Source organism: Achromobacter aegrifaciens (assembly GCF_902859735.1).
GTDB lineage: Bacteria > Pseudomonadota > Gammaproteobacteria > Burkholderiales > Burkholderiaceae_B > Achromobacter > Achromobacter aegrifaciens.
On record NZ_CADIJY010000003.1, the window covers coordinates 45,430 to 67,693 of the forward strand.

At 67.3% G+C, this 22,264-nt stretch carries 19 protein-coding genes; 6 read left to right on the plus strand and 13 right to left on the minus strand.

The features are described from left to right. Positions 1 to 44 precede the first annotated feature (44 nt). Both HV766_RS10210 and tsaE read right to left on the minus strand, forming a co-directional pair. Positions 45 to 1,430: an N-acetylmuramoyl-L-alanine amidase gene (locus HV766_RS10210; protein WP_054457465.1), complete on the minus strand. Its 1,386-nt coding sequence runs from the start codon at positions 1,428 to 1,430 to the stop codon at positions 45 to 47. Then, complete coding sequence (gene tsaE, locus HV766_RS10215; protein ID WP_054457463.1) at positions 1,358 to 1,897, minus strand: tRNA (adenosine(37)-N6)-threonylcarbamoyltransferase complex ATPase subunit type 1 TsaE; 540 nt, start codon at positions 1,895 to 1,897, stop codon at positions 1,358 to 1,360. The genes HV766_RS10210 and tsaE overlap by 73 nt, the downstream gene beginning before the upstream one ends. Before the next feature lie 163 nt (positions 1,898 to 2,060). Here tsaE and fumC point away from each other — a divergent pair, with 163 nt between their 5' ends. Next, positions 2,061 to 3,455 carry a class II fumarate hydratase gene (fumC, locus tag HV766_RS10220; protein ID WP_054457461.1) on the plus strand — a complete coding sequence of 465 codons (1,395 nt, stop codon included), beginning with the start codon at positions 2,061 to 2,063 and terminating at the stop codon, positions 3,453 to 3,455. Positions 3,456 to 3,524: 69 nt separating this feature from the next. On the opposite strand, the gene HV766_RS10225 is transcribed toward fumC, so the two are convergent. Next, the gene (locus HV766_RS10225) at positions 3,525 to 4,424 is read right to left on the minus strand and encodes an AEC family transporter (protein WP_175181109.1); all 900 of its coding nucleotides are present in this window, start codon (positions 4,422 to 4,424) and stop codon (positions 3,525 to 3,527) included. A gap of 241 nt (positions 4,425 to 4,665) precedes the next feature. Between HV766_RS10225 and HV766_RS10230 the strand changes: the two genes are divergently transcribed. Continuing rightward, positions 4,666 to 5,658, plus strand: coding sequence for a tripartite tricarboxylate transporter substrate binding protein BugE (locus HV766_RS10230; protein WP_054457457.1), 993 nt, complete (start codon positions 4,666 to 4,668; stop codon positions 5,656 to 5,658). A gap of 87 nt (positions 5,659 to 5,745) precedes the next feature. Here the strand turns inward: HV766_RS10230 and HV766_RS10235 are convergent, their stop codons facing one another. Continuing rightward, on the minus strand, positions 5,746 to 6,651 hold the full coding sequence (locus tag HV766_RS10235) for a LysR family transcriptional regulator (RefSeq protein ID WP_054457455.1): 906 nt from the start codon (positions 6,649 to 6,651) through the stop codon (positions 5,746 to 5,748). A gap of 125 nt (positions 6,652 to 6,776) precedes the next feature. On the opposite strand from HV766_RS10235, the gene ggt reads away from it, so the two are divergent. Beyond that, entirely contained in the window at positions 6,777 to 8,534 is a 1,758-nt protein-coding gene (ggt, locus tag HV766_RS10240; protein WP_175181110.1) for a gamma-glutamyltransferase, read from the plus strand. Positions 8,535 to 8,546: 12 nt separating this feature from the next. Here the strand turns inward: ggt and HV766_RS10245 are convergent, their stop codons facing one another. The 3 genes from HV766_RS10245 to HV766_RS10255 are packed head-to-tail and all read right to left on the minus strand — an operon-like array spanning position 8,547 to position 12,417. Continuing rightward, positions 8,547 to 9,674, minus strand: coding sequence for a CaiB/BaiF CoA transferase family protein (locus HV766_RS10245; RefSeq protein WP_175181111.1), 1,128 nt, complete (start codon positions 9,672 to 9,674; stop codon positions 8,547 to 8,549). 11 nt (positions 9,675 to 9,685) lie between these two features. Further along, positions 9,686 to 10,669: a Bug family tripartite tricarboxylate transporter substrate binding protein gene (locus tag HV766_RS10250; protein WP_054457449.1), complete on the minus strand. Its 984-nt coding sequence runs from the start codon at positions 10,667 to 10,669 to the stop codon at positions 9,686 to 9,688. 47 nt (positions 10,670 to 10,716) lie between these two features. Beyond that, positions 10,717 to 12,417: an acyl-CoA dehydrogenase family protein gene (locus HV766_RS10255; protein ID WP_054457447.1), complete on the minus strand. Its 1,701-nt coding sequence runs from the start codon at positions 12,415 to 12,417 to the stop codon at positions 10,717 to 10,719. A gap of 125 nt (positions 12,418 to 12,542) precedes the next feature. Between HV766_RS10255 and HV766_RS10260 the strand changes: the two genes are divergently transcribed. Further along, complete coding sequence (locus tag HV766_RS10260; protein ID WP_054457446.1) at positions 12,543 to 13,490, plus strand: LysR family transcriptional regulator; 948 nt, start codon at positions 12,543 to 12,545, stop codon at positions 13,488 to 13,490. Positions 13,491 to 13,493: 3 nt separating this feature from the next. Here HV766_RS10260 and purU read toward each other — a convergent pair whose 3' ends face one another. The 6 genes from purU to HV766_RS10290 form a co-directional block, all read right to left on the minus strand. Continuing rightward, positions 13,494 to 14,348 (minus strand): formyltetrahydrofolate deformylase, encoded by an 855-nt coding sequence (gene purU / locus HV766_RS10265; protein ID WP_054457443.1) that lies wholly within the window; start codon positions 14,346 to 14,348, stop codon positions 13,494 to 13,496. Between the two features lie 79 nt (positions 14,349 to 14,427). After that, positions 14,428 to 15,537 (minus strand): NAD(P)/FAD-dependent oxidoreductase, encoded by a 1,110-nt coding sequence (locus tag HV766_RS10270; RefSeq protein ID WP_175181112.1) that lies wholly within the window; start codon positions 15,535 to 15,537, stop codon positions 14,428 to 14,430. Then, positions 15,534 to 16,058, minus strand: a complete 525-nt coding sequence (locus HV766_RS10275) for a flavin reductase family protein (protein WP_059371570.1) — start codon at positions 16,056 to 16,058, stop codon at positions 15,534 to 15,536. Before HV766_RS10275 ends, HV766_RS10270 begins: the two co-directional genes overlap by 4 nt. A 38-nt stretch (positions 16,059 to 16,096) precedes the next feature. After that, positions 16,097 to 16,726 (minus strand): pyridoxamine 5'-phosphate oxidase, encoded by a 630-nt coding sequence (gene pdxH, locus HV766_RS10280; RefSeq protein ID WP_054457438.1) that lies wholly within the window; start codon positions 16,724 to 16,726, stop codon positions 16,097 to 16,099. Between the two features lie 105 nt (positions 16,727 to 16,831). Continuing rightward, positions 16,832 to 17,494 (minus strand): gamma-glutamylcyclotransferase, encoded by a 663-nt coding sequence (locus HV766_RS10285; RefSeq protein WP_054457436.1) that lies wholly within the window; start codon positions 17,492 to 17,494, stop codon positions 16,832 to 16,834. 2 nt (positions 17,495 to 17,496) lie between these two features. Next, positions 17,497 to 18,624: an MFS transporter gene (locus HV766_RS10290; RefSeq protein WP_054457615.1), complete on the minus strand. Its 1,128-nt coding sequence runs from the start codon at positions 18,622 to 18,624 to the stop codon at positions 17,497 to 17,499. Between the two features lie 492 nt (positions 18,625 to 19,116). On the opposite strand from HV766_RS10290, the gene HV766_RS10295 reads away from it, so the two are divergent. Both HV766_RS10295 and HV766_RS10300 read left to right on the plus strand, forming a co-directional pair. Next, positions 19,117 to 20,304, plus strand: coding sequence for an efflux RND transporter periplasmic adaptor subunit (locus HV766_RS10295; protein ID WP_175181113.1), 1,188 nt, complete (start codon positions 19,117 to 19,119; stop codon positions 20,302 to 20,304). Position 20,305: 1 nt separating this feature from the next. After that, positions 20,306 to 22,264, plus strand: a complete 1,959-nt coding sequence (locus HV766_RS10300) for a MacB family efflux pump subunit (RefSeq protein WP_054457614.1) — start codon at positions 20,306 to 20,308, stop codon at positions 22,262 to 22,264.

Below are 22,264 nucleotides of genomic sequence, written 5' to 3' on the forward strand. Positions count from 1 at the left end.
CGTGAAGCGCAACGCCCTTTTTCATGCGGCGGCAGACGTCGCCGTCAGCTCACATCGCCCAGCCGCGCCAGCGGCGGGTTGGCGGTGAAGTAACGCTGGATGCCCGTCATCATGGCCTGCGCCAGCTTGTCCTGATGCGAGGTGCTGCGCAGCAGGGCTTCTTCCTGCGGGTTGCTGATGAAGGCGGTTTCGACCAGCACCGAAGGAATGTCCGGCGCTTTCAGGACCGCGAAGCCGGCCTGTTCGACGCTGTTTTTGTGCAGGCGGTTGATCTTCTTGATTTCGTCCAGGAAGGCGCTGCCCACCTTCAGCGAATCGTTGATCTGCGCGGTGGTGGACAGGTCCAGCAGTACCTTGGCCACCTGGCGGTCGTGGCTGCCAAGGTTGACGCCGCCGATCAGGTCGGCCGCGTTTTCCTTGTCCGCCATCCAGCGCGCCTGGGCGCTGGTGGCGCCGCGCTGCGACAGCGCGAACACCGACGAGCCATTGGCCGAAGGCTTGATCCAGGCGTCCGCGTGGATCGAGATGAACAGGTCCGCGTGCACGCGGCGCGCCTTCTGCACGCGCACGTGCAGGGGCACGAAGTAGTCGTCGTCGCGCGTGAGATAGGCGCGCATGTAGGGCTGGCTGTCGATCAGCGCCTTCAGGCGCCGGGCGATGCGCAGCACCACGTCTTTCTCGCGCAGGCCGCTGCTGCCGATGGCGCCCGGGTCCTCGCCGCCGTGGCCGGGATCCAGCGCGATGGTGACCATGCGCTGCTTGCCGCGGCTGGCGGTGGCGGGCGGAGGCTTGGGCGCGGTGGGCAGCGGGGGCGCCGGCTGCTGGCCGCGCACGCGCGGCGGCTCGGGCGGATCGGCGCGGGTCACCGGGTTGCGCTGGATGTCTTCCAGGATGCGCGCCAGCGGGTCGTCCACGTCGGGGCCGGTCTGCTTGTTCAGGATCGCGACCAGCGGATCCTGGGCGATCTTCGGATACAGGTCCAGCACCAGACGGTACTGGTAGTCGGCCACGGGCTTGAGCGTGAACACCTGGGGCGCCACGGGCTGCTTCAGGTCGAACACCAGGCGCACCACGTTGGGGCGGTTTTGCGCCACCCGCAGGCTCTGGATGTAGGGGTCGTCAGGCCGGACCTTGGAAACCAGGTCGTTCAGGGCCGCGCTGATGGTCAGTCCCTCAATGTCCACCACCAGGCGGTGGGGGTTTTCAAGCGTGAACTGCTCAGCCTTGAGCTCGCTGTCGAGCTCCAGCGTGACGCGGGTGTATTCGTCGGCCGGCCAGGTGCGCACAGCCAGGATGGTCGCCGCCTGCGCCAGGCGCGGCAGGACCGGCAGGACGAGCAGGGTGGCGGCGACGCTGATCAGGCGGCGCCGGGTGGCGCCTGCCGAGGGGAGGGCGCCGACTGGGGCGGGGGGACAATCGCGTTCAACCATGTTTGTCCTCGAGCGGTGTACGCGGTCAGGGTGGCGTCGCGTCCGTCGCCTGCATAGGCTAGGGAAATCAGCAGGTCGGGAGGGGGCAAAAGGCCCCCGGCCCGCTCCGGCCATTCGATCAAAACGACTGCGTCGTCACGCAGTAAATCCCGGAATCCTGCGTCCAACCATTCTCGCGTATCACTAAATCTATAAAAATCAAGGTGATAGAAGTATAAGTTAGAAACTTTATAGGATTCAAGCAGCGCGTAGCTGGGACTTTTGATCCGTCCCGTGATGCCGCTTTCCCGCAACAGGGCCCGTGTGAAGGCCGTTTTCCCCGCGCCCAGGTCCCCCTGGAGGTGGATATGTCCCCCAGCCGGACCGGCCTGGCCGCCGGAAACCAGGGGGGCGAGCTGACGTGCCAGCGATTCCGTGGCGGCTTCGTCGGGCAGGTGCAAGGTCAGGCTGCAAAGAGGGGCGGACATGGCGCGGGGCGAGTGGTAAAAACGGTGGAGGGAGCACGGATGTTTGCGCAATTATAGGAATGCGGGTTTCTGCTAACCTATAACTGATTGTCATTCTCAACATTCTCGCGGCTGGCGCGCTGCCGTCAGCCGTAATCGACGTCGCCACGGAGTAGCACGCGCCATGAAGACCCGCATTGAAAAAGACACGTTTGGTCCCATCGAAGTCCCTGAGGATCACCTCTGGGGCGCCCAGACCCAGCGTTCGCTGCATTTTTTCGCGATTTCCACCGAGAAGATGCCGGTCCCCCTGGTCGAAGCGATGGCGCGGCTCAAGCGCGCGGCGGCCAAGGTCAATGCCGATCTGGGCGAACTGGATCCGAAGATCGCCGATGGCATCGTCCGCGCCGCCGATGAAGTCATTGCCGGTAAATGGCCCAACGAGTTCCCGCTGTCGGTCTGGCAGACCGGCTCGGGCACGCAAAGCAACATGAACATGAACGAGGTGCTGGCCAACCGCGCTTCGGAACTGATGGGCGGCGTGCGCGGCGAAGAACGCAAGGTCCACCCCAACGACCACGTCAACCGCGGGCAGTCGTCCAACGATACCTTCCCGACCGCCATGCACGTGGCGGCGGCGGTGCAGGTCGAGCATCATCTGCTGCCCTCGCTGAAGGCGCTGCGCGCCACGCTGGCGGCCAAGAGCGCCGAGTTCTACGACATCGTCAAGATCGGCCGCACCCACCTGCAGGACGCCACGCCGTTGACGCTGGGTCAGGAGCTGTCGGGCTACGTGGCCCAGCTGGACCTGGCCGAGCAGCAGATCCGCGCCACCCTGCCTGGCCTGCACCAGCTGGCCATCGGCGGCACGGCCGTGGGCACGGGCCTGAACGCGCACCCGCAGTTCAGCGCCAAGGTTTCCGCCGAACTGGCGCATGCCACCGGCACTGCCTTCGTGTCGGCGCCCAACAAGTTCCAGGGCCTGGCTTCGCACGAAGCGCTGCTGTTCGCGCACGGCGCGCTGAAGTCGCTGGCGGCCGGCCTGATGAAGATCGCCAACGACGTGCGCTGGCTGTCCAGCGGTCCGCGTTCGGGCCTGGGTGAAATCAGCATTCCCGAGAACGAGCCGGGCAGCTCGATCATGCCGGGCAAGGTCAACCCGACGCAATGCGAAGCCATCACGATGCTGGCGGCGCAGGTGTTGGGCAACGACGTGGCCATCAATATCGGCGGCGCCAGCGGCAACTTCGAACTCAACGTGTTCAAGCCGCTGGTGATCCACAACTTCCTGCAATCGGTGCGCCTGCTGACCGACGGCATGGCCAGCTTCAACGAGCATTGCGCCGCCGGCATCGAACCCAATCGCGAGCGCATCGCCGAACTGGTCGACCGTTCGCTGATGCTGGTGACGGCATTGAATCCGCATATCGGCTACGACAAGGCCGCGCAGATCGCCAAGAAGGCGCACAAGGAAGGCCTGTCGCTGAAGGAATCGGCGTTGGCGCTGGGCTACGTGACCGAAGCGCAGTTCGCCGAATGGGTGGTGCCGGCTTCCATGACCAACGCGCACAAGTCCTAGTAAGCGGGCCTGTGCGTGCATGAAAAAAGACCGCCGCCGCGGTCTTTTTTCGTTGTCGGGCCTTGCCGCTCAACCTGCGCCGGTGAGCATCAGCCACAGCGGAATCGTCAACGCCGAAAGCAGCGTGCCCAGCGATATCAGCACGGCCACCATGCGGCCGTCGCCGCCCATGCGCATGGCCAGCACATAGGCCGCGGACGCGGTGGGCAGGGCCGCGAACAATAGCAGCATCTGCGATTCCAGCGGCGGCAGCGCCAGCAGATGCGCGATCAGCAGGGCCGCCGCGGGCAGCGCCAGCAGCTTGACCCCGAGCATCCAGGCGATCAGCGCGCCATGGCCCTTGCCGCCTTCCCATGAAAGGCTGGCGCCCACGCACATGATGCCCAGCGCGAGCGCGGCAGCGCCCAGGCGTCCCAGCGCCGTGTCCAGCGGGCCGGGCAGATGCACGCCGGCCAGATTGCAGGCCAGGCCGGCCAGCGTGGAAATGACCAGCGGGTTGCGTGCCAGTTCGCGCAGCAGGTTGCCGCCGCTGTGGCGCGCCAGGCCGTAGACCGCCGCCATGTTGGCCATCGGCACGGCGAACCCGACGATCAGCGCCATGACCGTCTGGCCCTGGGCGCCGCCCAGGCTGGCCGACAAGGCCAGGCCGAGATAGGTGTTGAAGCGGTAGCCGCATTGCGCGGACGAGGCCAGGCTGAGCGGCGACGGCCGCAGCGCCCAGCGCGCCAGCCAGGTCAGCGCGACGCCGGTCGCGATGACGGCTGCGCAGGCCTGCAGCAGCATGGCGGCGTTGCCGGCGGTGATGGGGGTGCGCAGGATGGACTGGAACAGCAGTGCGGGGAGCAGGACGAAGTAAACCAGGCGCTCGGTGCCGGCGAAGAATTCGCGCGAGAAATCCAGTTTGTGACGCAGCGCCCAACCCAGCGCGACCAGCATGAAATCAGGGAAAACCAGAAGGGCAACGGACATGTGAGAGCAGGTATTTGATGCGCGTCAGAAGGGGATCCCGGCGCTATGCGTCTGTAAGCATTTGCTGCTATTCTCCGTCATTCTGGCGGGCGCATGTGCCACAAGCAACCTATAAAAGCAGTGCTCTCCCTGCGCACAGAACTTGCGCCCTCCCGCCGTTCATTGCTGACCTGTCTACAGGCAGGCGCATCACACAACGGTCCGTACACACACGGGCTCGCATATTGGAGGAAACACACCTATGAATAAAGTCCGCTCCCTGGCCGTGGCCATTGCCCTGGCCTCCGGCGTTGCCGGCACCTTTGGCGCCTCCGCCGCCTTCGCTGCCGACAAGTACCCGAGCAAGCCTATCCGCGTCATCGTTCCGTTCGCGCCTGGCGGCTCGACCGACATCATCGCGCGCCTGGTGACGCAGCGCATGAGCCAGGAACTGGGCCAGCCCATGGTTGTGGAAAACAAGGGCGGCGCCGGTGGCGCCATCGGCGCATCCGAAGCCGCGCGCGCCGATGCCGACGGCTACACGCTGTCGATCGCCACCGTGTCGACGATGGCCGTGAACCCCGCTTGCCGCCCCAATGACCTGCCCTACGATCCGATCAAGGACTTCCAGCCGGTCACCAACTTCGCCAACACCGCCAACGTGGTGGCCGTGAACCCGAAGTTCCCCGCCAAGGACTTCAAGGGCTTCCTGGAAGAGCTGAAGAAGAACCCGGGCAAGTACTCCTACGGCAGCTCGGGCACTTGCGGCGTGCTGCACCTGATGGGCGAATCGTTCAAGATGGCCACCGGCACGGACATCGTGCACGTGCCGTACAAGGGTTCGGGCCCGGCCGTGGCTGACGCCGTCGGCGGCCAGATCGAAATCCTGTTCGACAACCTGCCGTCGTCGATGCCGCAGATCCAGGCGGGCAAGCTGCGCGCCATGGCCATCGCGTGGCCGACCCGCATCGATTCGATCAAGGACGTGCCGACCTTCAAGGACGCCGGCTTCCCGGTGCTGAACCAGCCGGTCTGGTACGGTCTGCTGGCGCCCAAGGGCACGCCGATGGAAGTCGTGAACAAGCTGCGCGACGCTGCCGTGGTGGCCCTGAAGGACCCCAAGGTCATCAAGGCGCTGGACGACCAGGGTTCGGCGCCGTCGGGCAACACGCCGGAAGAATTCGCCAAGGAAATCAAAGAGCAGTATGACTGGGCGAAGGACGTCGTGAAGAAGCAGAACATCAAGCTGGATTGATGCCGCGCGGGGCGGGCGCTGCCTGCCCTGTCTGCACGCAATGACGGGCGCCTTCGGGCGCCCGTCTTTTTTTGTGCGCCGGCCGCTTCAGGCCGCGGCGTCGAGTCCGGCCTGCAGCGCTTCGCAGGCGGCGCGCAAGCGTTCGATGAAGTCGCGGTGCAGCGCTGACAGCGGATCCTGGTTGCGCACCATGATGCTGATCGGCACGCGCAGCGCGGGGTCCAGCCGGCGCAGGTTCATGCCGGGACGCAGCATCGCCTGCGCGGTGATGGCGTCCACGATGGCGTCGCCGCAGCCTGCGTCCACCAGCGCGCAGGCCACGTAGTGCGTTTGCACCTGGATGGCGACTTGCGGATCCAGGCCCTGCGCGTCCAATGCCATCTGCAGCAGGGCGCCGGAGGCGTCGGCCGCGTCCAGCACGATCAGCGTGTCGCCCGCCATGGCCGTCAGCTCCGCCAGCGGCAGCGGTCCCGTGCCTTCCTTGCGGCTGAGGTGCACCAGCTCCGTGTGGCCCAGCCCCATGCGGGTCAGGCCCGGATAGTCGTTGGTGTCGAAGGTGATGGCCAGGTCCAGTTCGCGCGTCAGCAGCCCCTGTACGAGTTCGGTGCTGTGATGCGTGTGGATGTCGAAGGTGATGCCGGGCTGCGCCTCCCGGCTGTCGCGCACCACGCCGGGCAGCAGCCCCAGGCCCAGCGCTGGCGCGCAGCCCAGTCGCAGGTGGCCGTTGGGATGGTCGCGCAGGCTGGCGGCCAGCCTGCGCACGCTGTTGAGGTCCTGGTTCAGGCGCGCGACTTCGGGCGTGAGGATCTCGGCTTCGCGCGTGGCGACGAGCCGGCCCTTGACGCGCTCGAACAGCTTGAAGCCCAGCTGCGCCTCGGCGTGCGCCAGGAGCTTGCTGGCCGCGGGCTGCGAGATATGCAGCGCGGCCGCGGCCTCGGTCAGGGATCCGGTACGGCGGATCGCTTCGAAAATCTCGATGTGGCGCAAACGCATGGCACGGTGGGGACGGTGGGCGGAAACCGCGATTCTAAGCCGGATGCGGCTGGCGTCGCGACAGCCGCGGGCGCCTTGACTATCATGAACCCCTGCCGGAAAGCCGGCGCACACTGGAGCTTCCCATGCGCGCACCCCGCCACGCCGCCGCCCTCATGCTTGCCGCCGCGCTTGCCGCCATGCCCGCGGCCTGGGCCCGCACGCCGCAGGCCGCCGAGGACCTGAACCCCGAGGCCGCCAGCGGCATACAGACGCGCCAACTGGTGCGTGCGCCGCATTTCATGATGGCATCGGCCAATCCGCTGGCGACGCAGGCGGGCGACGAGATGCTGCGCCGGGGCGGCAGCGCGGTGGACGCCGCCATCGCCGCCCAACTGGTCCTGAACCTGGTGGAGCCGCAATCGTCGGGCATCGGCGGCGGCGCCTTCATGGTGGTGTATTCGGCCAAGAGCGGCCGTATCCAGACCTACGACAGCCGCGAGACCGCGCCCGCCGCGGCCCAGCCGCAACGTTTCCTGGATGCGGACGGCAAGCCGGTGCCATTCGCCCGCGCGGTGAACAGCGGCCTGGCGGTGGGCGTGCCGGGCTTGCTGCGAGGCTTGGAGCTGGCGCACAAGGAGCAGGGCGCGCTGCCCTGGGCCGACTTGTTCCAGCCCGCGATCCGGCTGGCCGAACAAGGTTTTGCCGTGTCGCCGCGCTTGCATAAGCTTTTGGCCGGCAACAAGGAACTGCGCACGCAAGCCGCGGCCGCGGCCTACTTCTACGCGCCGGACGGCGCTCCCTGGCCGGTGGGCCACGTGCTGAAGAACCCGGAATTCGCGCGCACGCTGCGCGCGGTGGCGGAGCAAGGCGCGGACGCGTTCTACCAGGGCGACATCGCCCGGGATATCGTCGCCGCCGTGCGCAGCCACGCCGTACCCGGCGACCTGACCCTGGCCGACCTGGCGGGCTATCGCGCCAAGACGCGCGATCCCGTCTGCGGCGCCTATCGCGGCTACCAGCTGTGCGGCATGGGGCCGCCCAGCAGCGGCCCGATCGCGGTGCTGCAGATGTTGGGCGAACTGGAGCAGTTCCCCCTCGCCCGCTACAAGCCGGGCAGCCTGGAGGCGGTGCATTACTTTTCGGAAGCTGGCCGGCTGGCGTTCGCCGACCGCGATTTCTACGTGGCCGATCCGGACTTCGTGCGGGTGCCGGTGCGCGCCATGCTGGACCCCGCCTACCTGCGCGCGCGCGGCGCGCTGATCCAGCCGGACCGCAGCATGAAGGTGGCGCTGCCCGGCGATCCGGAAGGCAAGCTGCTGTCGCTGGGCAAGGACGACGCGTGGGCGCTGCCCTCGACCAGCCATCTGGTGGCGGTGGACGCCCAGGGCAATGCCTTGAGCATGACGACCACCATCGAAAACGAGTTCGGCAGCAAGATCTTCGTGCGCGGCTTCCTGCTGAACAACGAGATGACGGATTTTTCCTCGTCCTACAAGGATCCCGAGGGCCGCCTCGTCGCCAACCGCATCGAACCGGGCAAGCGCCCGCGCAGCTCGATGGCGCCGATGATCGTGCTGCGCGATGGCAAGCCCTATCTGCTGGTGGGGTCGCCGGGCGGTAGCGCCATCATCAACTATGTGGCCAAGACCATTGTGGGCGTGCTGGACTGGGGCCTGGACATCCAGGCGGCCATCGACCTGCCGAACATGGGCAGCCGCAACAAGGAGACCGAGCTGGAGAAGGGCACCGCGCTGGAGGCGCTGGCGCCAGAGCTTGAGCGCATGGGGCATCCGGTGCGCATCACCGAATTCCCCAGCGGCATCCACGGCATCGTGATCGATGCTGGCGGCCTGCAGGGCGGCGCCGATCCGCGCCGCGAAGGCGTGGCCCAGGGCGGCTGAGGCCGCGCGGGCCTATTCGCCGGCGTCAGCGGGACGCAGCGTCGGCGGCAGCTTGCGCAGCGTGGCTGGCGTGCGCGACAGCTTGATCGGCGAACCCACGCCGCGATAGTCGCCTTGCTCCAGCACCATGCCGCGATGGCGGGTATGCGGATGCGCCAAGGCCTGGTCCACGGTCTGTACGGCGGCGGCGGGGACGCCGCCACGCAGCAGACGGTCGGCCAGCGCAGCGGCGTCGTGGCCCGCCAGCAGCGCGGACAGGTCGTCGCGCAAGGATGAGCGGTTGCGCAGGCGGTCGGCGTTGGTGGCGTAGCGCGCATCGTCCGCCAATCCTGGCGCTTCCAAAGCCTGAGCCAGCTGCGCGAACTGGCGGTTGTTGCCGACCGCGAGAAAGATCGGGCCGCTGGCCGTGGGCAGCGTTTCGTAGGGCGCGATGTTCGGGTGCGCGTTGCCGCTGCGCGCGGGCACCTTGCCGCTGTAGAAGTAATTGGGCGCGTGCGGATGCAGCAGCGACAGGGCGCAGTCGTACAGCGTGATGTCCAGGAATTGCCCCAGTCCGCTGCGCGTACGCTCATTGAGCGCCAGCAGGATGGCCACGGCCGCGTTCAGGCCGGTCACCATGTCCACCACCGGCAGTCCGACCCGGGTGGCTTCGCCGTCCGCATCGCCGTTCACGCTCATCAGGCCGCACATGGCCTGGGCGCAGGCGTCGTAGCCGGGCAGGCCGCCCAGCGGACCGTCCGCGCCGAAGCCGCTGACCCGGCAATGGATCAAAGCGGGGAAGTCGCGGCTCAGCGTGTCGTATCCCAGGCCCCATTGCTCCAGCGTGCCGGGCTTGAAGTTCTCCACCAGCACATCGGCGTCGGCCAGCAGATGGCGCAGCAATTCCTGCCCAGCGGGCTGCGACAGGTCCAGCGTCATGCCGTCCTTGTTGCGGTTCACGCCGATGAAGTAGGACGCCGTATCGCCCAGGAAGGGGGGGCCCCAGCCGCGCGTCTCGTCGCCGCCGGGCGGCTCGATCTTCAGCACGTCGGCGCCGTGGTCGGCCAGGATCTGCGTGCAATAGGGGCCGCCCAGCACGCGCGACAGGTCTATCACTTTGCAGCCGGCGAGCGCGCCGGCGTTGGGCAGGGTTGCAGCCATGTGGGGTCCGTTCAGTCGATGGAAACGTGGGCGCTCTTGATGAGGTCGCGCCATTTGGGCACTTCGGCCGAGATGAAGGTCGCCAGGCCCTGCGGCGTCTGGTCCTGGGCTTCGACGATGCCCTGGCTGCGCAGCGTCTGCGCGACCTCGGGATCGGACAGTGCGGTCTTGAAGGCGCGGTTCAGCGTGTCCACTACGTCAGCCGGCGTGCCCTTGGGCGCGACGATGCCGAAGAAGACGCTGACGTCGTAGCCCTTGAGTCCCTGCTCGGAAAGCGTCGGCAGGTCGGGCAGCGCATCCGAGCGCTGGGCGCTGGCCAGGCCGATGGCGCGCAGCTTGCCCGCCTTGATGTAGGGCAGCGCGGTGAGGATGTCGGTGAACGACATCGACACCTGCCCGCCCAGCAGGTCATTGAGGGCCGGTCCCGTGCCTTTGTAGGGGATGTGCATGATCTGGGTGCCGGCCATATTGTTGAAGAGAATGCCGGCCAGGTGCGACGAGGCGCCGTTGCCCGACGAGGCGTAGCTCAGCTTTTCCGGATTCTTCTTGGCGTAGGCGATCAGTTCCTGCGCATTGTTGGCGGGCACTGACGGGTTCACCACCAGGATGTTGGGCAGGTGGCCGATGCGGATGATGGGCGCGAAGCTGGTCTCGGGGTTGTAGCCCTGCTTCTTGTACAGGCTGACGTTGATCGCCAGCGGCCCCGAGGTGCCGAACAGCAGGGTGTAGCCGTCCGGCTTGGCGGTCGCCACGTACTCGGAGCCGATGTTGCCACCGGCGCCTGCGCGGTTTTCGACGATGACGTTCTGGTTGAGCGGTTGCCGCAGCTTGTCGGCCAGCCTGCGCGCCAGGGCGTCGGTGGGACCGCCCGGCGGGAAGGGCACGATCAGCGTCACGGGCCGGGCCGAGGGATAGGCGTCCGCGGCCAGCGCGGGTGCGGCGGGGGCGATGGCGGCGGCAGCCGCCAGCAGCAAAGGGGCGAAGGTTCGGTTCATGCTTGTCTCCAGTGGTTGCGCGCCGGCTGTGCCGCCGGCGTCGGTTCTTACAGCGCGTATTGCAGGATGGCGCGGCACGCCGTGCTTTCGTCGGCCGCAATGGCATAGGGATCGCGCGGGCCCAGGCGATGCTGCAACACCTGGTCGGCCAGCAGCGCGCGGCTTTCCAGGCCGGGTTCGGTGGCTTCCCAGCGCAGGGCGGCCATGGAAACCGCGTGGTACAGCAGCGAAGCCGCCTGGCGCGCCAGCTCGGGGCGGTCGGCCTGCGCGGCGTGTTCGGCCAGGGCATAGGTCTGCTCCAGCGCGCGCGCCTGCATGTCGGCCAGTTCGGGCGGGCAGGGGCGGCCTGCGGCCAGCAGGCCGTCGATATGGCTGCGCAGCGCCGGCAGCGAGTTTTCCCGGGTGATGGCGCGCAGCACGTCCAGCGCCACGATGTTGCTGGTGCCTTCCCAGATGGAGCCCAGGTGGGCGTCGCGCACCAGACGCGGTTCGGTCCATTCCTCGATGTAGCCGCAGCCGCCGCGCACTTCCATGGCGTCGCCGGTCACTTTGCGCGCATCGCGGCAGGCGCGGAACTTGATCAGCGGCGTGAGGATGCGCGCCAGCGCCGGATCGGCCGCGCCCTGGTCCGCGTCGGCCAGCGCACGCGCCGTCTGGAACATCACGCTGCGGGCCTGTTCGGCCCAGACCGTCATCTTGACCAACTGGCGCTGCATCAGCGGCATGTCGATCAGGCGCTTGCCGAAGGCGCGCCGGTGCTGCGAGACATAGACCGCCTCGGTCACGGCGCGGCGCATCAGGCCGGCGGCGCGCATGCCGTTGGACAGGCGCGAATTATTGATCATGTCGGCCATGTGCTTGAAGCCGCGGCCGCGCTCGCCCACCAGCCAGGCCACCGCGCCTTCCAGGCGGATCTCGCCGCTGGCCATCGAGCGCGTGCCCAGCTTGTCCTTCAGGCGCAGGATGCGGTAGTGGTTGTGCGTGCCGTCGGCCAGGTCGCGCGGCAGCAGGAACAGCGATACGCCCTTCAGGCCGGCCTGGGCTTCGCTGCGCGCCAGCACCATGGCGTAGCCTGCGTCCGGATTGGAGCAGAACCATTTGTCGCCGTGGATGAGCCAGGTGCCGTCGTCCTGCGCCGTGGCGGTCACTTCGGTGGCGCTGACGTCGGACCCGGCGCCCTGTTCGGTCATGAACATGGCGCCCTGGCGCAGCGCATCGAAATCCTGCGAGGTCACTTCGGGCAGGACTCGCTCGACCAGTTCCGGGTCGCCGAACTTGCGCAGGGTGCGAGCCAGCGAGTCGGTCATGCTGACCGGGCAGCACAGGCCGAACTCCGCCTGCACGAACAGATGGCTGAGCGCGTACTTGGCGGCCGCGGGCATGGGTTCGGGCCAACCCAGGACGCCGCCGCGGTGCGACAGCGCCGCCAGGCCGAATTCGCTGTAGGCCAGGCGCTCCAGTTCGACGTAGGCCGGATGCTTGTCGATGCGGGACTCGTCGGCGCCGGCGCGGCTGCGCACGGACAGCGTGGGCGGGTGCTTGTCGGCGGTGGCGGCCAGTTCGTCCATGACGCCGCCTGCCAGCGCGCCCAGCCGTTCCAGGTGGGGCAGCAGGTGGGCGTGCAGCGCGGGCGGCAGGTAGCGCCGGCTGAGCGCCTCGGCGTAAGGGTCCGCGCTGAACAGGTTTTGTCCGCGCGAATCCGGAACGGGCGTGGCGGCGGTGGGCGCGGTCTTGACGGGGGTATCCATGGCGGCATCCTGCTGAAGACGGGAACGATGCCTGTGATGGTGCTTGCATGGATTAATCTATACAAATACTGTTTGTGTGTAGAACAATCCAAAAAAAGTATGGATTGCAGTCCCAGGGGAGACAAATGGACCTGGATCCGCGCCTGTTGCGCTATTTCATCGCCGTGGCCGAAGAACGCCACTTCAGCCGCGCGGCCACGCGGCTGCACATTTCCCAGCCGCCGCTCAGCTACGCCATCCGCCAACTGGAGGACAACGTCGGCGCGCGCCTGCTGACCCGCACCAGCCGCCACGTCGAGCTGACCGACGCCGGCCAGGTGCTGTACCGGGAAGCCCTGACGTTGCTGCGCCAGGCGGAAGAGGTGCGCACACTGGTGCAGCGCGTGGACGCGGGCCTGCGCGGCCGGCTGCGCATCGGCTTCGTCGGTTCCATGCTGTACCGCGGCCTGCCGGCGCTGCTCAACGCCATGCGCGCCGAGCTGCCGGACGTGGAACATGTGCTGACCGAATTGAATTCCCATGACCAGATCGAGGCCGTGCGCCGCGGCGAGCAGGATCTGGGCTTCATCCATGCCAATCCGGTGCCGCCAGGCGTGCTGGCGCGCGACTTGATGGCCGAGCCTTTCGTGGTGTGCCTGCCGCAGGCGCATCCCCTGGCCGGCCGGGAATCCCTGCGGTTGGCGGAATTGGCCGCGGACGACTTCGTGTTCTTCGCCCGGGCCGCTTCGCCCAGCTATTACGAGACGGTGCTGTCCATGTGCGTGTCGGCGGGCTTCATGCCCGTGATCCGGCACGAGGTCAGGCACTGGCTGAGCGTGGCGTCGCTGGTGTCGCAGGGGCTGGGCGTGTCCATCGTGCCGGCCTGCCTGTCGCGCAGCGGGCTGGCGGGGACGCGCTTCATTGCCTTCGAGCACGCGGCCCGCTCGGTCAGCCAGATGATCTGGCCCGAGGCTGCGCGTTCGCCGCTGCAGGAAAAGGCGGTGGAAATGGCGGCGCGCCAGTTCCCGCTGGGGGCAGGCGCGCCCGAGGATCCGCCGCCAGGCGAATCCGCCGGACGGCGATCCGCAAGCTGAGGATCAGCGGAAGACGACGGTCTTGTTGCGGTTGAGCAGGATGCGGTGCTCGACGTGGCTGCGCACGGCGCGCGACAGCACCAGGGATTCGATGTCGCTGCCGACCTGGGTCAGGTCCTGGGCGGTCATCGTGTGGTCCACGCGTTCGATGTCCTGGTCGATGATGGGGCCTTCGTCCAGGTCCGAGGTCACGTAGTGGGCGGTGGCGCCGATGATCTTGACGCCGCGCGCATGCGCCTGGTGGTAGGGGCGGGCGCCCTTGAAGCTGGGCAGGAAGCTGTGGTGGATGTTGATGGCGCGGCCGTTCAGCGCGCGGCACATGTCTTCCGACAGGATCTGCATGTAGCGGGCCAGCACCACCAGGTCGATGCCTTCCTGATCGACCAGGGCCAGCACCTGCTTTTCCTGTTCCGCCTTGGTGTCGGCGGTGACCGGCAGGTGGTGGAACGGGATGCCGTAGGACGCCGCCAGGCTGGCGTAGTCGTTGTGGTTCGAGACGATGGCGGCAACTTCGGCGTGCAGATGGCCGCTGTGCACGCGGAACAGCAGGTCGTTCAGGCAGTGGCCCTGCTTGCTGACCATGATCAGCAGGCGTTCCTTGCGGCGGGCGTCATGCAGCTTCAGCTCCATGCCGTATTCCGCCGACATCCCGTCCAGTCGCGCCCGCAGGTCGCTGGCGGCTACGCCCACCGGGACGTCGAAGTGCACCCGCAGGAAGAAGCGCCCGGTCTCTTCGTCGCCGAACTGCTGCGAATCCAGGATGTTGCAGCCCAATTCGAACAACAGGCCGCTGACGCGGTACACGATGCCCGTGCGGTCGGGGCAGGACAGGGTCAGGATGTAGTCGTTGTGCTGCATGGTTCAGGGAGAGGAGAAAAAGGAGAAGAGGTGACAGTATTTGTTGATGCCGCCACGCGCGGCATGCGCGGCGTGGGGATCATCCGTTCAGACGGGCCAGGGTCTCTTCGGCCAGGGCCAGGCTGGAGGTCAGCCCCGGGGATTCTATGCCGAACAGGTTCACCAGGCCGGGCACGCCATGCGCGGCCGGGCCGGCGATGACGAAATCGGCCGCCGGCTCGTGGGGGCCGGAGATCTTGGGGCGGATGCCGGTGTAGCCGGGCGCTAGCGCGTCATCGGGCAGGGCCGGCCAATAGCTGCGCACGGCCTCGTAGAAGACGTCGGCGCGGGCCGGGTCCAGCGTGTAGTCCTCGGTTTCGACCCATTCGGTGTCGGGGCCGAACTTGGCCTGGCCGCCCAGATCCAGCGTCAGATGCACGCCCAGGCCGGCATGCTGCGGCACAGGGTAGATCAGGCGCGAGAACGGCGCGCGGCCGGACAGAGTGAAATAGCTGCCCTTGCACAGGTAATCCTTGGGGATGCTGGACGCGGGCAGACCGTCGATGCGGCGCGCCAGCGCCGGCGCGTGCAGGCCGGCTGAATTGACCAGCACGTTGCAGCTCAGGGTCATGGCGTCGTCGCCGCCGAATTGCAGCTCGAAGCCGCCTTCGGGGCGGACCCGGCCGGACACCAGCGGCGTGTGGAAGACGCACTGGGCGCCGGCGTTTTCGGCGTCGCCCTGGAACGAGAGCATCAGCGCATGGCTGTCGACGATGCCGGTGGACGGCGAGGACAGCGCCGCGGTGCAGCGCAGCGCGGGCTCCAGGCGCATGGCGTCCTCGCCGGAAATGAACTGCAGGTCGTCCACGCCGTTGGCGCGGGCGCGCTGGGCAATGCCCTCCAGCTGCGCGGCCTGTTCCGTCGTGGTGGCGACGATGAGCTTGCCGAGCCGCTTGTAGGGCACGCCGCGCTCGGCGCAATAGGAGTAAAGCAGGTGCTTGCCGCGCACGCAGAGCCGGGCCTTGAGGCTGCCCGCCGGGTAGTAGATGCCGGCGTGTATGACTTCGGAGTTGCGCGAACTGGTGCCGGTGCCGATCGCCTCGGTGGCTTCCGCCACCAGCACCTCGCGTCCGGACTGGGCCAGCGCGCGCGCGATCGCCAGGCCCACCACGCCCGCGCCGATGACGACGCAATCCACATCCACGCTCATGGCGTTTTCCTTTCCGAACGGGCGCCAGCCGGGGTCAGGTCGAAACCGCCGGCATGGAAGACCAGCGGCGGCTCGCCGCTATGGCCGCAGCGCTCCACTTCGCCCACCATGATGACATGGTCGCCCTCGACGTAGCGGCTGCGGTTGTGGCATTCGAACCAGGCGGCGCAGTGGCCGTCCAGCATGGGCGTGCCGCCCGGCGCGTGGTGCACCGTGAGGCCTGCGTAGCGGTCCGGCGTCTTGCCGGTGGCGAAGCGGCGCGCCAGCGCGATCTGCTCCGCGCCCAATACGTTGACGACGTAGCGCTCGCACTGCTCGAAGGCGGCCAGCGACGACGAACTGCGCGACAGGCTCCACAGCACCAGTGGCGGGTTCAGCGACACGGAGTTGAAGGAGCTGACCGTCAGGCCGATGGGCGCGCCATCGGGGTCGGCGGTCGTCACGACGGTCACGCCCGTGGCGTAACGGCCCAGCGCGGTGCGGAAAAAGGCGGCGTCAAAATCAGGGGAGGAGGCGGTCATGCAATCGTTAATTGGGGGCGGGCGCGCGGCGCCCGGCATCAAGGCGACAGGCGTTCGATCTTCCAGGCCTGGCCGTCGGCGACATAGCGCAGGCGGTCATGCAGGCGCGAGGGCCGGCCTTGCCAGAATTCGAAGGCGGTGGGCTTCAGGCGGTAGCCGCCCCAGTGCGGCGGGCGCGGCGGCTGTTCGCCGAAGCGCTCGCGGAATTCCCGTTCGCGGGCTTCCAGCTCTTCACGGGTGATGGGCTGGCTCTGGCGCGAGGCCCAGGCGCCGATGCGCGAACCGGCGGGGCGGCTGTGGTAGTAGGCGTCCGACTCGTCGCCGGCCACTTTTTCGACCACGCCTTCGATGCGGACCTGGCGCTCCAGCGGCTGCCAGAAGAACAGCAGGCTGGCGCGCGGCTCGGCCTGCAGGTCCAGGCCCTTGCGGGATTCGTAATTGGTGAAGAACGTGAACCCGCGCTCATCGAAGCCCTTGATCAGGACGATGCGCGCGCTGGGCTGGCCGCTGGCGTCCACCGTGGCCAGGGTCATGGCGTTGGGTTCGGGGACCTTGGCGGCCAGGGCCTCGTCGAACCAGCGGGTGAACTGCTCGAACGGGGAGGCGGCGGCCTGGCCTTCGAGCAGCACGTTCTTGTCGTAGCTTTGACGCAGATCAGAGACGGACATGGGGCTAGTAGTTCAGCGTTGATAACAAGGAGTTTATACCGCCTGGGAGGCGGTACCCTCATTGACCCCGCTCAGGGCGCAGGCAAGATTTCCCGAGGCCGGGCCTCAGGCGCCTTCCGGCAGGGTGTGCCCGTCCAGCTCCAGCCGGCGCGCGATGGCGTCCAGGCGGGCGTCATGGATGCCGGCGGCGCGCAGCGCCTGGGCGGTCTGCACCACGTATTCGGTGCAGGGGCCGTAGCGTCCGGCGGCGCGGCGCACGATGGCCAGCAGCTCGGGTTCGGGCAGGGCGCGGATGTAGGCCGGATTGTCCCGGTTCATGATGAAGACCAGCGCCCGCACGGTGCCGGTATCGGTGGCGCAGTTGATCCAGCGGGGCAGATAGGCGCCAGTGGACATCTCGCGCTCCCAGAGCGCGGGGAAATAGGTTGGCACCTGGTCGCCCGCCAGGCGGTAGACCACCCCGCGGCAGGAGCCTCCCCGGTCCAGGCCGAATACCAGACCCGGACATTCCGGGGTGCCGCGGTTGACCCGCGACCACAGGCACAGCGCCCTGTGGTGGCCGCGCAGCGTTGCCAGCCGGCGCTCCACGAAGTCGAAGTCGGGCCGCCAGATCAGGGAGCCGTAGCCGTAGACCCACACGTCTTCGCCCGATTGCCAGTGGCGCAGCGCCTCGTCCAGTGATTCCTGCCGCTCTTGCGCAGTCCAAAGACGAAAGGGCAGGCTGGCGCCGGAATTGCCGGCGGCGGGAGGAGAGGACTGCATGTTCACGGCTACGCTTTGCGTTCAGATTCGATCGGGGGATTGCGGTTGGCCCAGCCTCCGGCCATCAGGGCCACGGAGTACGCCCAGAAGAGGGGGGCAACGCCAATTACCGCACCGAGCGCGCCGAAGGTCAACGGCAGGGACACCTGCGAGCCGTTGATCAGGGCCATCCGCAGGCCCACGGCCTCGGCGGCGCGGCCCGGCGGCGAATGCTGGTGCAGCAGGGAAAGCATACTCGGCTGACAGCAGCCCAGGGCCAGACCAAGGATGAAAGACAGCACGATCAGGACGTTAACGTCGGTGAACAGCGGGTAAAGCATGAAATCAATGGCGGCTGTCGCCATCGCTACCCGCACCAGCGTCCAGGACCGCACACGGCGCTGGATGAAGGGCAATATCAGGCGGATAACGAAAGTAGCCGCCGCGAAGGACGCAAGAATGACGCCAATGGTGGTGGCCGACAGGCCGATGGCGACGCCGAAAATGGGCACGACGAACAAATGGGTGTCCCACGCGCCGGACAAAATCGTGTTGACCATCAGGATGCGGCGCAATGCCGGCACTTCCAGCAATTCAGTAACGCGCCGCTTTTCAGCCTCTTTTTTGCCTGACAGCTGCGAATCCACCGCCTTCAATTGGTGACGCAAGACATAAAGGCCGCCCGCCGAAAGCAACGGACCCAAGGTCAGCAGGCCGAAGGCCAGACGCGTGCCCAGATGGTCGATCGCCAGCCCGGCGATCAGCGGGCCCGAGAATCCGGACCCCGCCAGCGCCAGCGACATAAAGGAGAAATTGCGTAGCCGTTGAGCCGGTTCCGCGTGGCCCAGCAGGTCTTGCGTGGCGACCTGATGCAACATGAAGCCGATGCCGATGCAACAGGAGGCTATCAGCAGGGCGAACTGGGTCTGTGAGATGAATGGCAGCGCGGTGCCCGAGGCGACCAGTGCCGTGCCGATGACCAGCGGCCGCACAATGCCGACCCGGTCGACCCAGCGGCCGGCGCGCACGGAGAACAGCATGGGCAGCACCGCGAACACCGCGACCAGCGTGCCCACCTTGAAGGTCGACAGCCCCATCTGCAGCGCAGTGAGGGAAACCGTGATCCGTCCCCCAGTGAGCGCCACGTGATTCATCATGGCCAGCAGGCACAAAAGCACCGCCCCGGAAAATTCTGGGGAACTGGGTGACGAAGAGGGGGATCTATGAGAAATGGACACGGATACGGCGTAACTGCGTTCATTCTGGCCATATCGTCGCCCTATGTCGAGGCGCTGCTGTTTTGCAGCGCCGCAAACGTATTTTGGCGCCAATCGCATGATGCCGGCTATCTAGGGGCGAAGTCGCATGCTTATGGCGCAAGATGGCGGCACGTTCGCCGCATCTGCGTGCGAGGGCTTGCGTGGGGGACGGACAAAGCGTTGTATCGTTCATGCAACGGAACAATCACGCGAACCTTGACGTTCCGTTCCGCTTTACTGTTTTTCACCGTTTCGCCACAGATCGTCGATGGTTCGGACGCACTAGACGTTTAGGATGTGCAGGCAGCGTGGGCAAGCCTCCCCTTGTCCGGTCCGCAATTCGCAATACCGGCGCTGGCTCGATTTCCAGCGCCACATCCGACAGGTTCAATGAAAAAGTCTCGCAGCAAGTTCAAGCGCTACGCCCTGATCGCCGTTTTTCTGCTTTTAGCCGGGTTCGGCGTGCGCGCCGCATTCTTTTCCGCGCCGCCGCCGCCCACTTTCGCGGTGGCCGAGGTCACCCGGGCCGACCTTGAAGACAGCGTGCTGGCCAGCGGCACCATCGACGCCATCGAACGCGTCAGCGTCGGCGCCCAGGCTACCGGCCAGCTCAAATCCCTGAAGGTGGCGCTGGGCGACCGCGTCAAAAAGGGCCAGTTGGTCGCCGAGATCGACGACATGACCCAGCAGAACGAGCTGCGCAACGCCGAGGCCGCCTTGCAGACCCGGCGCGCCGAGCGGGCCGCCAAGGTCGCCACGCTGAAGCAGGCCGAGCTGGCCTTCCGCCGTCAGCGGCAGATGCTGGCGGCCGACGCCAGTTCGCGCGAGGCCTACGAGAGCGCCGAGGCTACGCTGGGCGTGACCCGCGCCGAAATCGCCTCGCTGGAGGCGCAGATCGCGCAGGCCGAGATCCAGGTCGACACCGCCCGGGTCAACCTGGGCTATACGCGCATCGTCTCGCCCATCGACGGCATGGTGGTCGCGGTGGTGACCAAGGAAGGCCAGACCGTCAACTCGATCCAGAGCGCGCCCACCATCATCAAGGTGGCCCAGGTGGACACCATGACCATCAAGGCGCAGATCTCGGAAGCCGACGTGACCCGCGTGAAGCCCGGCCTGCCGGTGTACTTCACCATCCTGGGCGAACCCGACGAGCGTTACCGCGCCGCCCTGCGCGCCGTGGAGCCGGCGCCGGATTCCGTGCAGAAGGACGACGCGGCGTCTTCGCTTACCGGATCGACCAGCGGCAGCTCCACCACCGCCGCCGTCTACTACAACGGCCTGTTCGACGTGCCCAATCCGGACGAGAAGCTGCGCATCTCCATGACCGCCCAGGTCTTCATCGTGCTGGGCGAGGCCAAGAACACGGTCGTGGTGCCGGCCTCGGCGCTGGGCAAGCGCGGCGAGGACGGCCGCTACGCCGTGCGCGTGGTCCTGAAGGACAACAAGACCGAAACGCGCCAGGTCAGGATAGGCATGAACAACAACGTCCAGGCGCAGGTGCTGGAAGGGCTGGAGGTGGGCGAGCGCGTCGTGTCGGCGGATGCCGCGCCGGCCGCGGCTGCGCCGGGGGCCTGACATGAGCGGGCCTTTGATATCGCTTACGGGCGTGCGCCGCGAGTTTCCCGCGGGCGAACAGACCATCGCGGTGCTGAAGGACGTCAACCTGGCTATCGAGGCCGGCGAGATGGTGGCGATCGTGGGTGCGTCCGGGTCGGGCAAGTCCACGCTCATGAACATCCTGGGCTGCCTGGATCGCCCCACCCGCGGCGAGTACCGGGTCGACGGGCGCAGCACGGGCGAGCTGGACCCGGACGAACTGGCCGAGCTGCGCCGCGAGCACTTCGGCTTCATCTTCCAGCGCTACCACCTGCTGTCCGATCTGACCGCGCAGGGCAACGTCGAGGTGCCGGCCGTCTACGCCGGCAAGCGGCGCGAGGCGCGCCTGGAACGGGCCGATGAACTGCTCAAGCGGCTGGGATTGGGCGACAGGTCCGGGCACCGGCCCGGCCAACTGTCCGGCGGCCAGCAGCAGCGCGTCAGCATCGCGCGGGCGCTGATGAACGGCGGCGACATCATCCTGGCCGACGAGCCGACCGGCGCGCTGGATACGCACACCGGCCAGGAAGTGCTGCGCATCCTGGAAGAACTGAACGCGGCCGGCCACACCATCATCATCGTCACGCACGATATGAATGTGGCGCGCCACGCCCAGCGCATCATCGAGATCAGCGACGGCGAGATCGTCGCCGACAAGCGCAATCCCGACGCGCCGCGGCGCGAACGCGTCAAGGAAGATGCGCCGGCGCTGGCCGCGCGGCCTGTGTGGCAGGCCTACCTGGACCGTTGCCGCGAGGCTTTGCGCATGGCGCTTCTGGCGATGAATGCGCACCGGCTGCGCACCTCGCTGACGATGCTGGGCATCATCATCGGCATCGCGGCCGTGGTGTCGGTAGTGGCGCTGGGCGAAGGCTCGCGCCGCAAGATCCTGGACGACATCAGCGAGATCGGCACCAACACGGTGGAGATCTTTCCGGGCAAGGACTTCGGCGACGAGAAGGCCGTCAATATCCGCACCCTGGTGCCGGCCGACGCCGACGCCCTGGCGCGCGAATCCTATGTGGACAGCGTTACGCCGGAAGTCTCCACCAGCAACACGCTGCGCTATCGCAACGTGTCGGTGACCGGCGTGATCCAGGGCGTGGGCGAGCAATATTTCCGCGTGCGCGCCATCAAGCTGGCCCAGGGCAAGTTCTTCGACGAGACCAGCGTGCTGCGGCGTGCGCAGGAAGTGGTGATCGATGACGCCACCCGGCGCAAGCTGTTCGGCTCGCATACCGAGCCCATCGGGCAGGTGGTATTCCTGGGGTCGATGCCGGCGCGCGTGATCGGGGTGACGCAAAAGAAGGAAACCGTCTTCGGCAGCAATGATTCGTTGAACGTGTGGGTCCCCTACACCACGGCGCTGTCGCGCGTGCTGGGCCAGCAGCATCTGAAAAGCATCACGGTGCGCGTCAATGACGCCTCGCCGCCCGCCGCGGCGGAGCAGGCCATCGTGCGCGTGCTGACGCGGCGCCACGTGACCAAGGATTTCTTCGTGTTCAACACGGACGCGATCCGCAAGACCATCGAACGCACCACCGCCACCATGACGCTGCTGGTTTCCATGATTGCCTTGATCTCGCTGATGGTGGGCGGCATCGGCGTCATGAACATCATGCTGGTGTCGGTGACCGAGCGCACCCGCGAGATCGGCGTGCGCATGGCGGTGGGGGCGCGGCGCAGCGACATCATGCAGCAGTTCCTGATCGAAGCGGTGCTGGTGTGCCTGATAGGCGGCGCCATCGGCATCGTGCTGTCCCTGGGGCTGGGCGTGCTGGTGTCCAAGGCCACGGGCGGGTCGTTCCAGATGATCTATTCCACGACATCGATGGTGGCGGCGTTCAGCTGCTCGACGCTGATCGGTGTGCTTTTTGGCTATTTGCCGGCGCGCAATGCCGCGCGCCTGGATCCCGTCGAGGCCCTGGCCCGGGAATGA

Coding starts and splice junctions, on each gene's coding strand:
- HV766_RS10225 (WP_175181109.1), bottom strand. CDS start 4,424: ATGTCCGTTGCCCTTCTGGTTTTCCCTGATTTCATGCTGGTCGCGCTG.
- pdxH (WP_054457438.1), bottom strand. CDS start 16,726: ATGTCCGTCTCTGATCTGCGTCAAAGCTACGACAAGAACGTGCTGCTC.
- HV766_RS10230 (WP_054457457.1), top strand. CDS start 4,666: ATGAATAAAGTCCGCTCCCTGGCCGTGGCCATTGCCCTGGCCTCCGGC.
- HV766_RS10210 (WP_054457465.1), bottom strand. CDS start 1,430: ATGGTTGAACGCGATTGTCCCCCCGCCCCAGTCGGCGCCCTCCCCTCG.
- HV766_RS10300 (WP_054457614.1), top strand. CDS start 20,306: ATGAGCGGGCCTTTGATATCGCTTACGGGCGTGCGCCGCGAGTTTCCC.
- HV766_RS10255 (WP_054457447.1), bottom strand. CDS start 12,417: ATGGATACCCCCGTCAAGACCGCGCCCACCGCCGCCACGCCCGTTCCG.
- HV766_RS10270 (WP_175181112.1), bottom strand. CDS start 15,537: ATGAGCGTGGATGTGGATTGCGTCGTCATCGGCGCGGGCGTGGTGGGC.
- purU (WP_054457443.1), bottom strand. CDS start 14,348: ATGCAGCACAACGACTACATCCTGACCCTGTCCTGCCCCGACCGCACG.
- fumC (WP_054457461.1), top strand. CDS start 2,061: ATGAAGACCCGCATTGAAAAAGACACGTTTGGTCCCATCGAAGTCCCT.
- HV766_RS10295 (WP_175181113.1), top strand. CDS start 19,117: ATGAAAAAGTCTCGCAGCAAGTTCAAGCGCTACGCCCTGATCGCCGTT.
- tsaE (WP_054457463.1), bottom strand. CDS start 1,897: ATGTCCGCCCCTCTTTGCAGCCTGACCTTGCACCTGCCCGACGAAGCC.
- HV766_RS10290 (WP_054457615.1), bottom strand. CDS start 18,624: ATGATGAATCACGTGGCGCTCACTGGGGGACGGATCACGGTTTCCCTC.
- HV766_RS10250 (WP_054457449.1), bottom strand. CDS start 10,669: ATGAACCGAACCTTCGCCCCTTTGCTGCTGGCGGCTGCCGCCGCCATC.
- HV766_RS10235 (WP_054457455.1), bottom strand. CDS start 6,651: ATGCGTTTGCGCCACATCGAGATTTTCGAAGCGATCCGCCGTACCGGA.
- HV766_RS10275 (WP_059371570.1), bottom strand. CDS start 16,058: ATGACCGCCTCCTCCCCTGATTTTGACGCCGCCTTTTTCCGCACCGCG.
- HV766_RS10245 (WP_175181111.1), bottom strand. CDS start 9,674: ATGGCTGCAACCCTGCCCAACGCCGGCGCGCTCGCCGGCTGCAAAGTG.
- HV766_RS10260 (WP_054457446.1), top strand. CDS start 12,543: ATGGACCTGGATCCGCGCCTGTTGCGCTATTTCATCGCCGTGGCCGAA.
- ggt (WP_175181110.1), top strand. CDS start 6,777: ATGCGCGCACCCCGCCACGCCGCCGCCCTCATGCTTGCCGCCGCGCTT.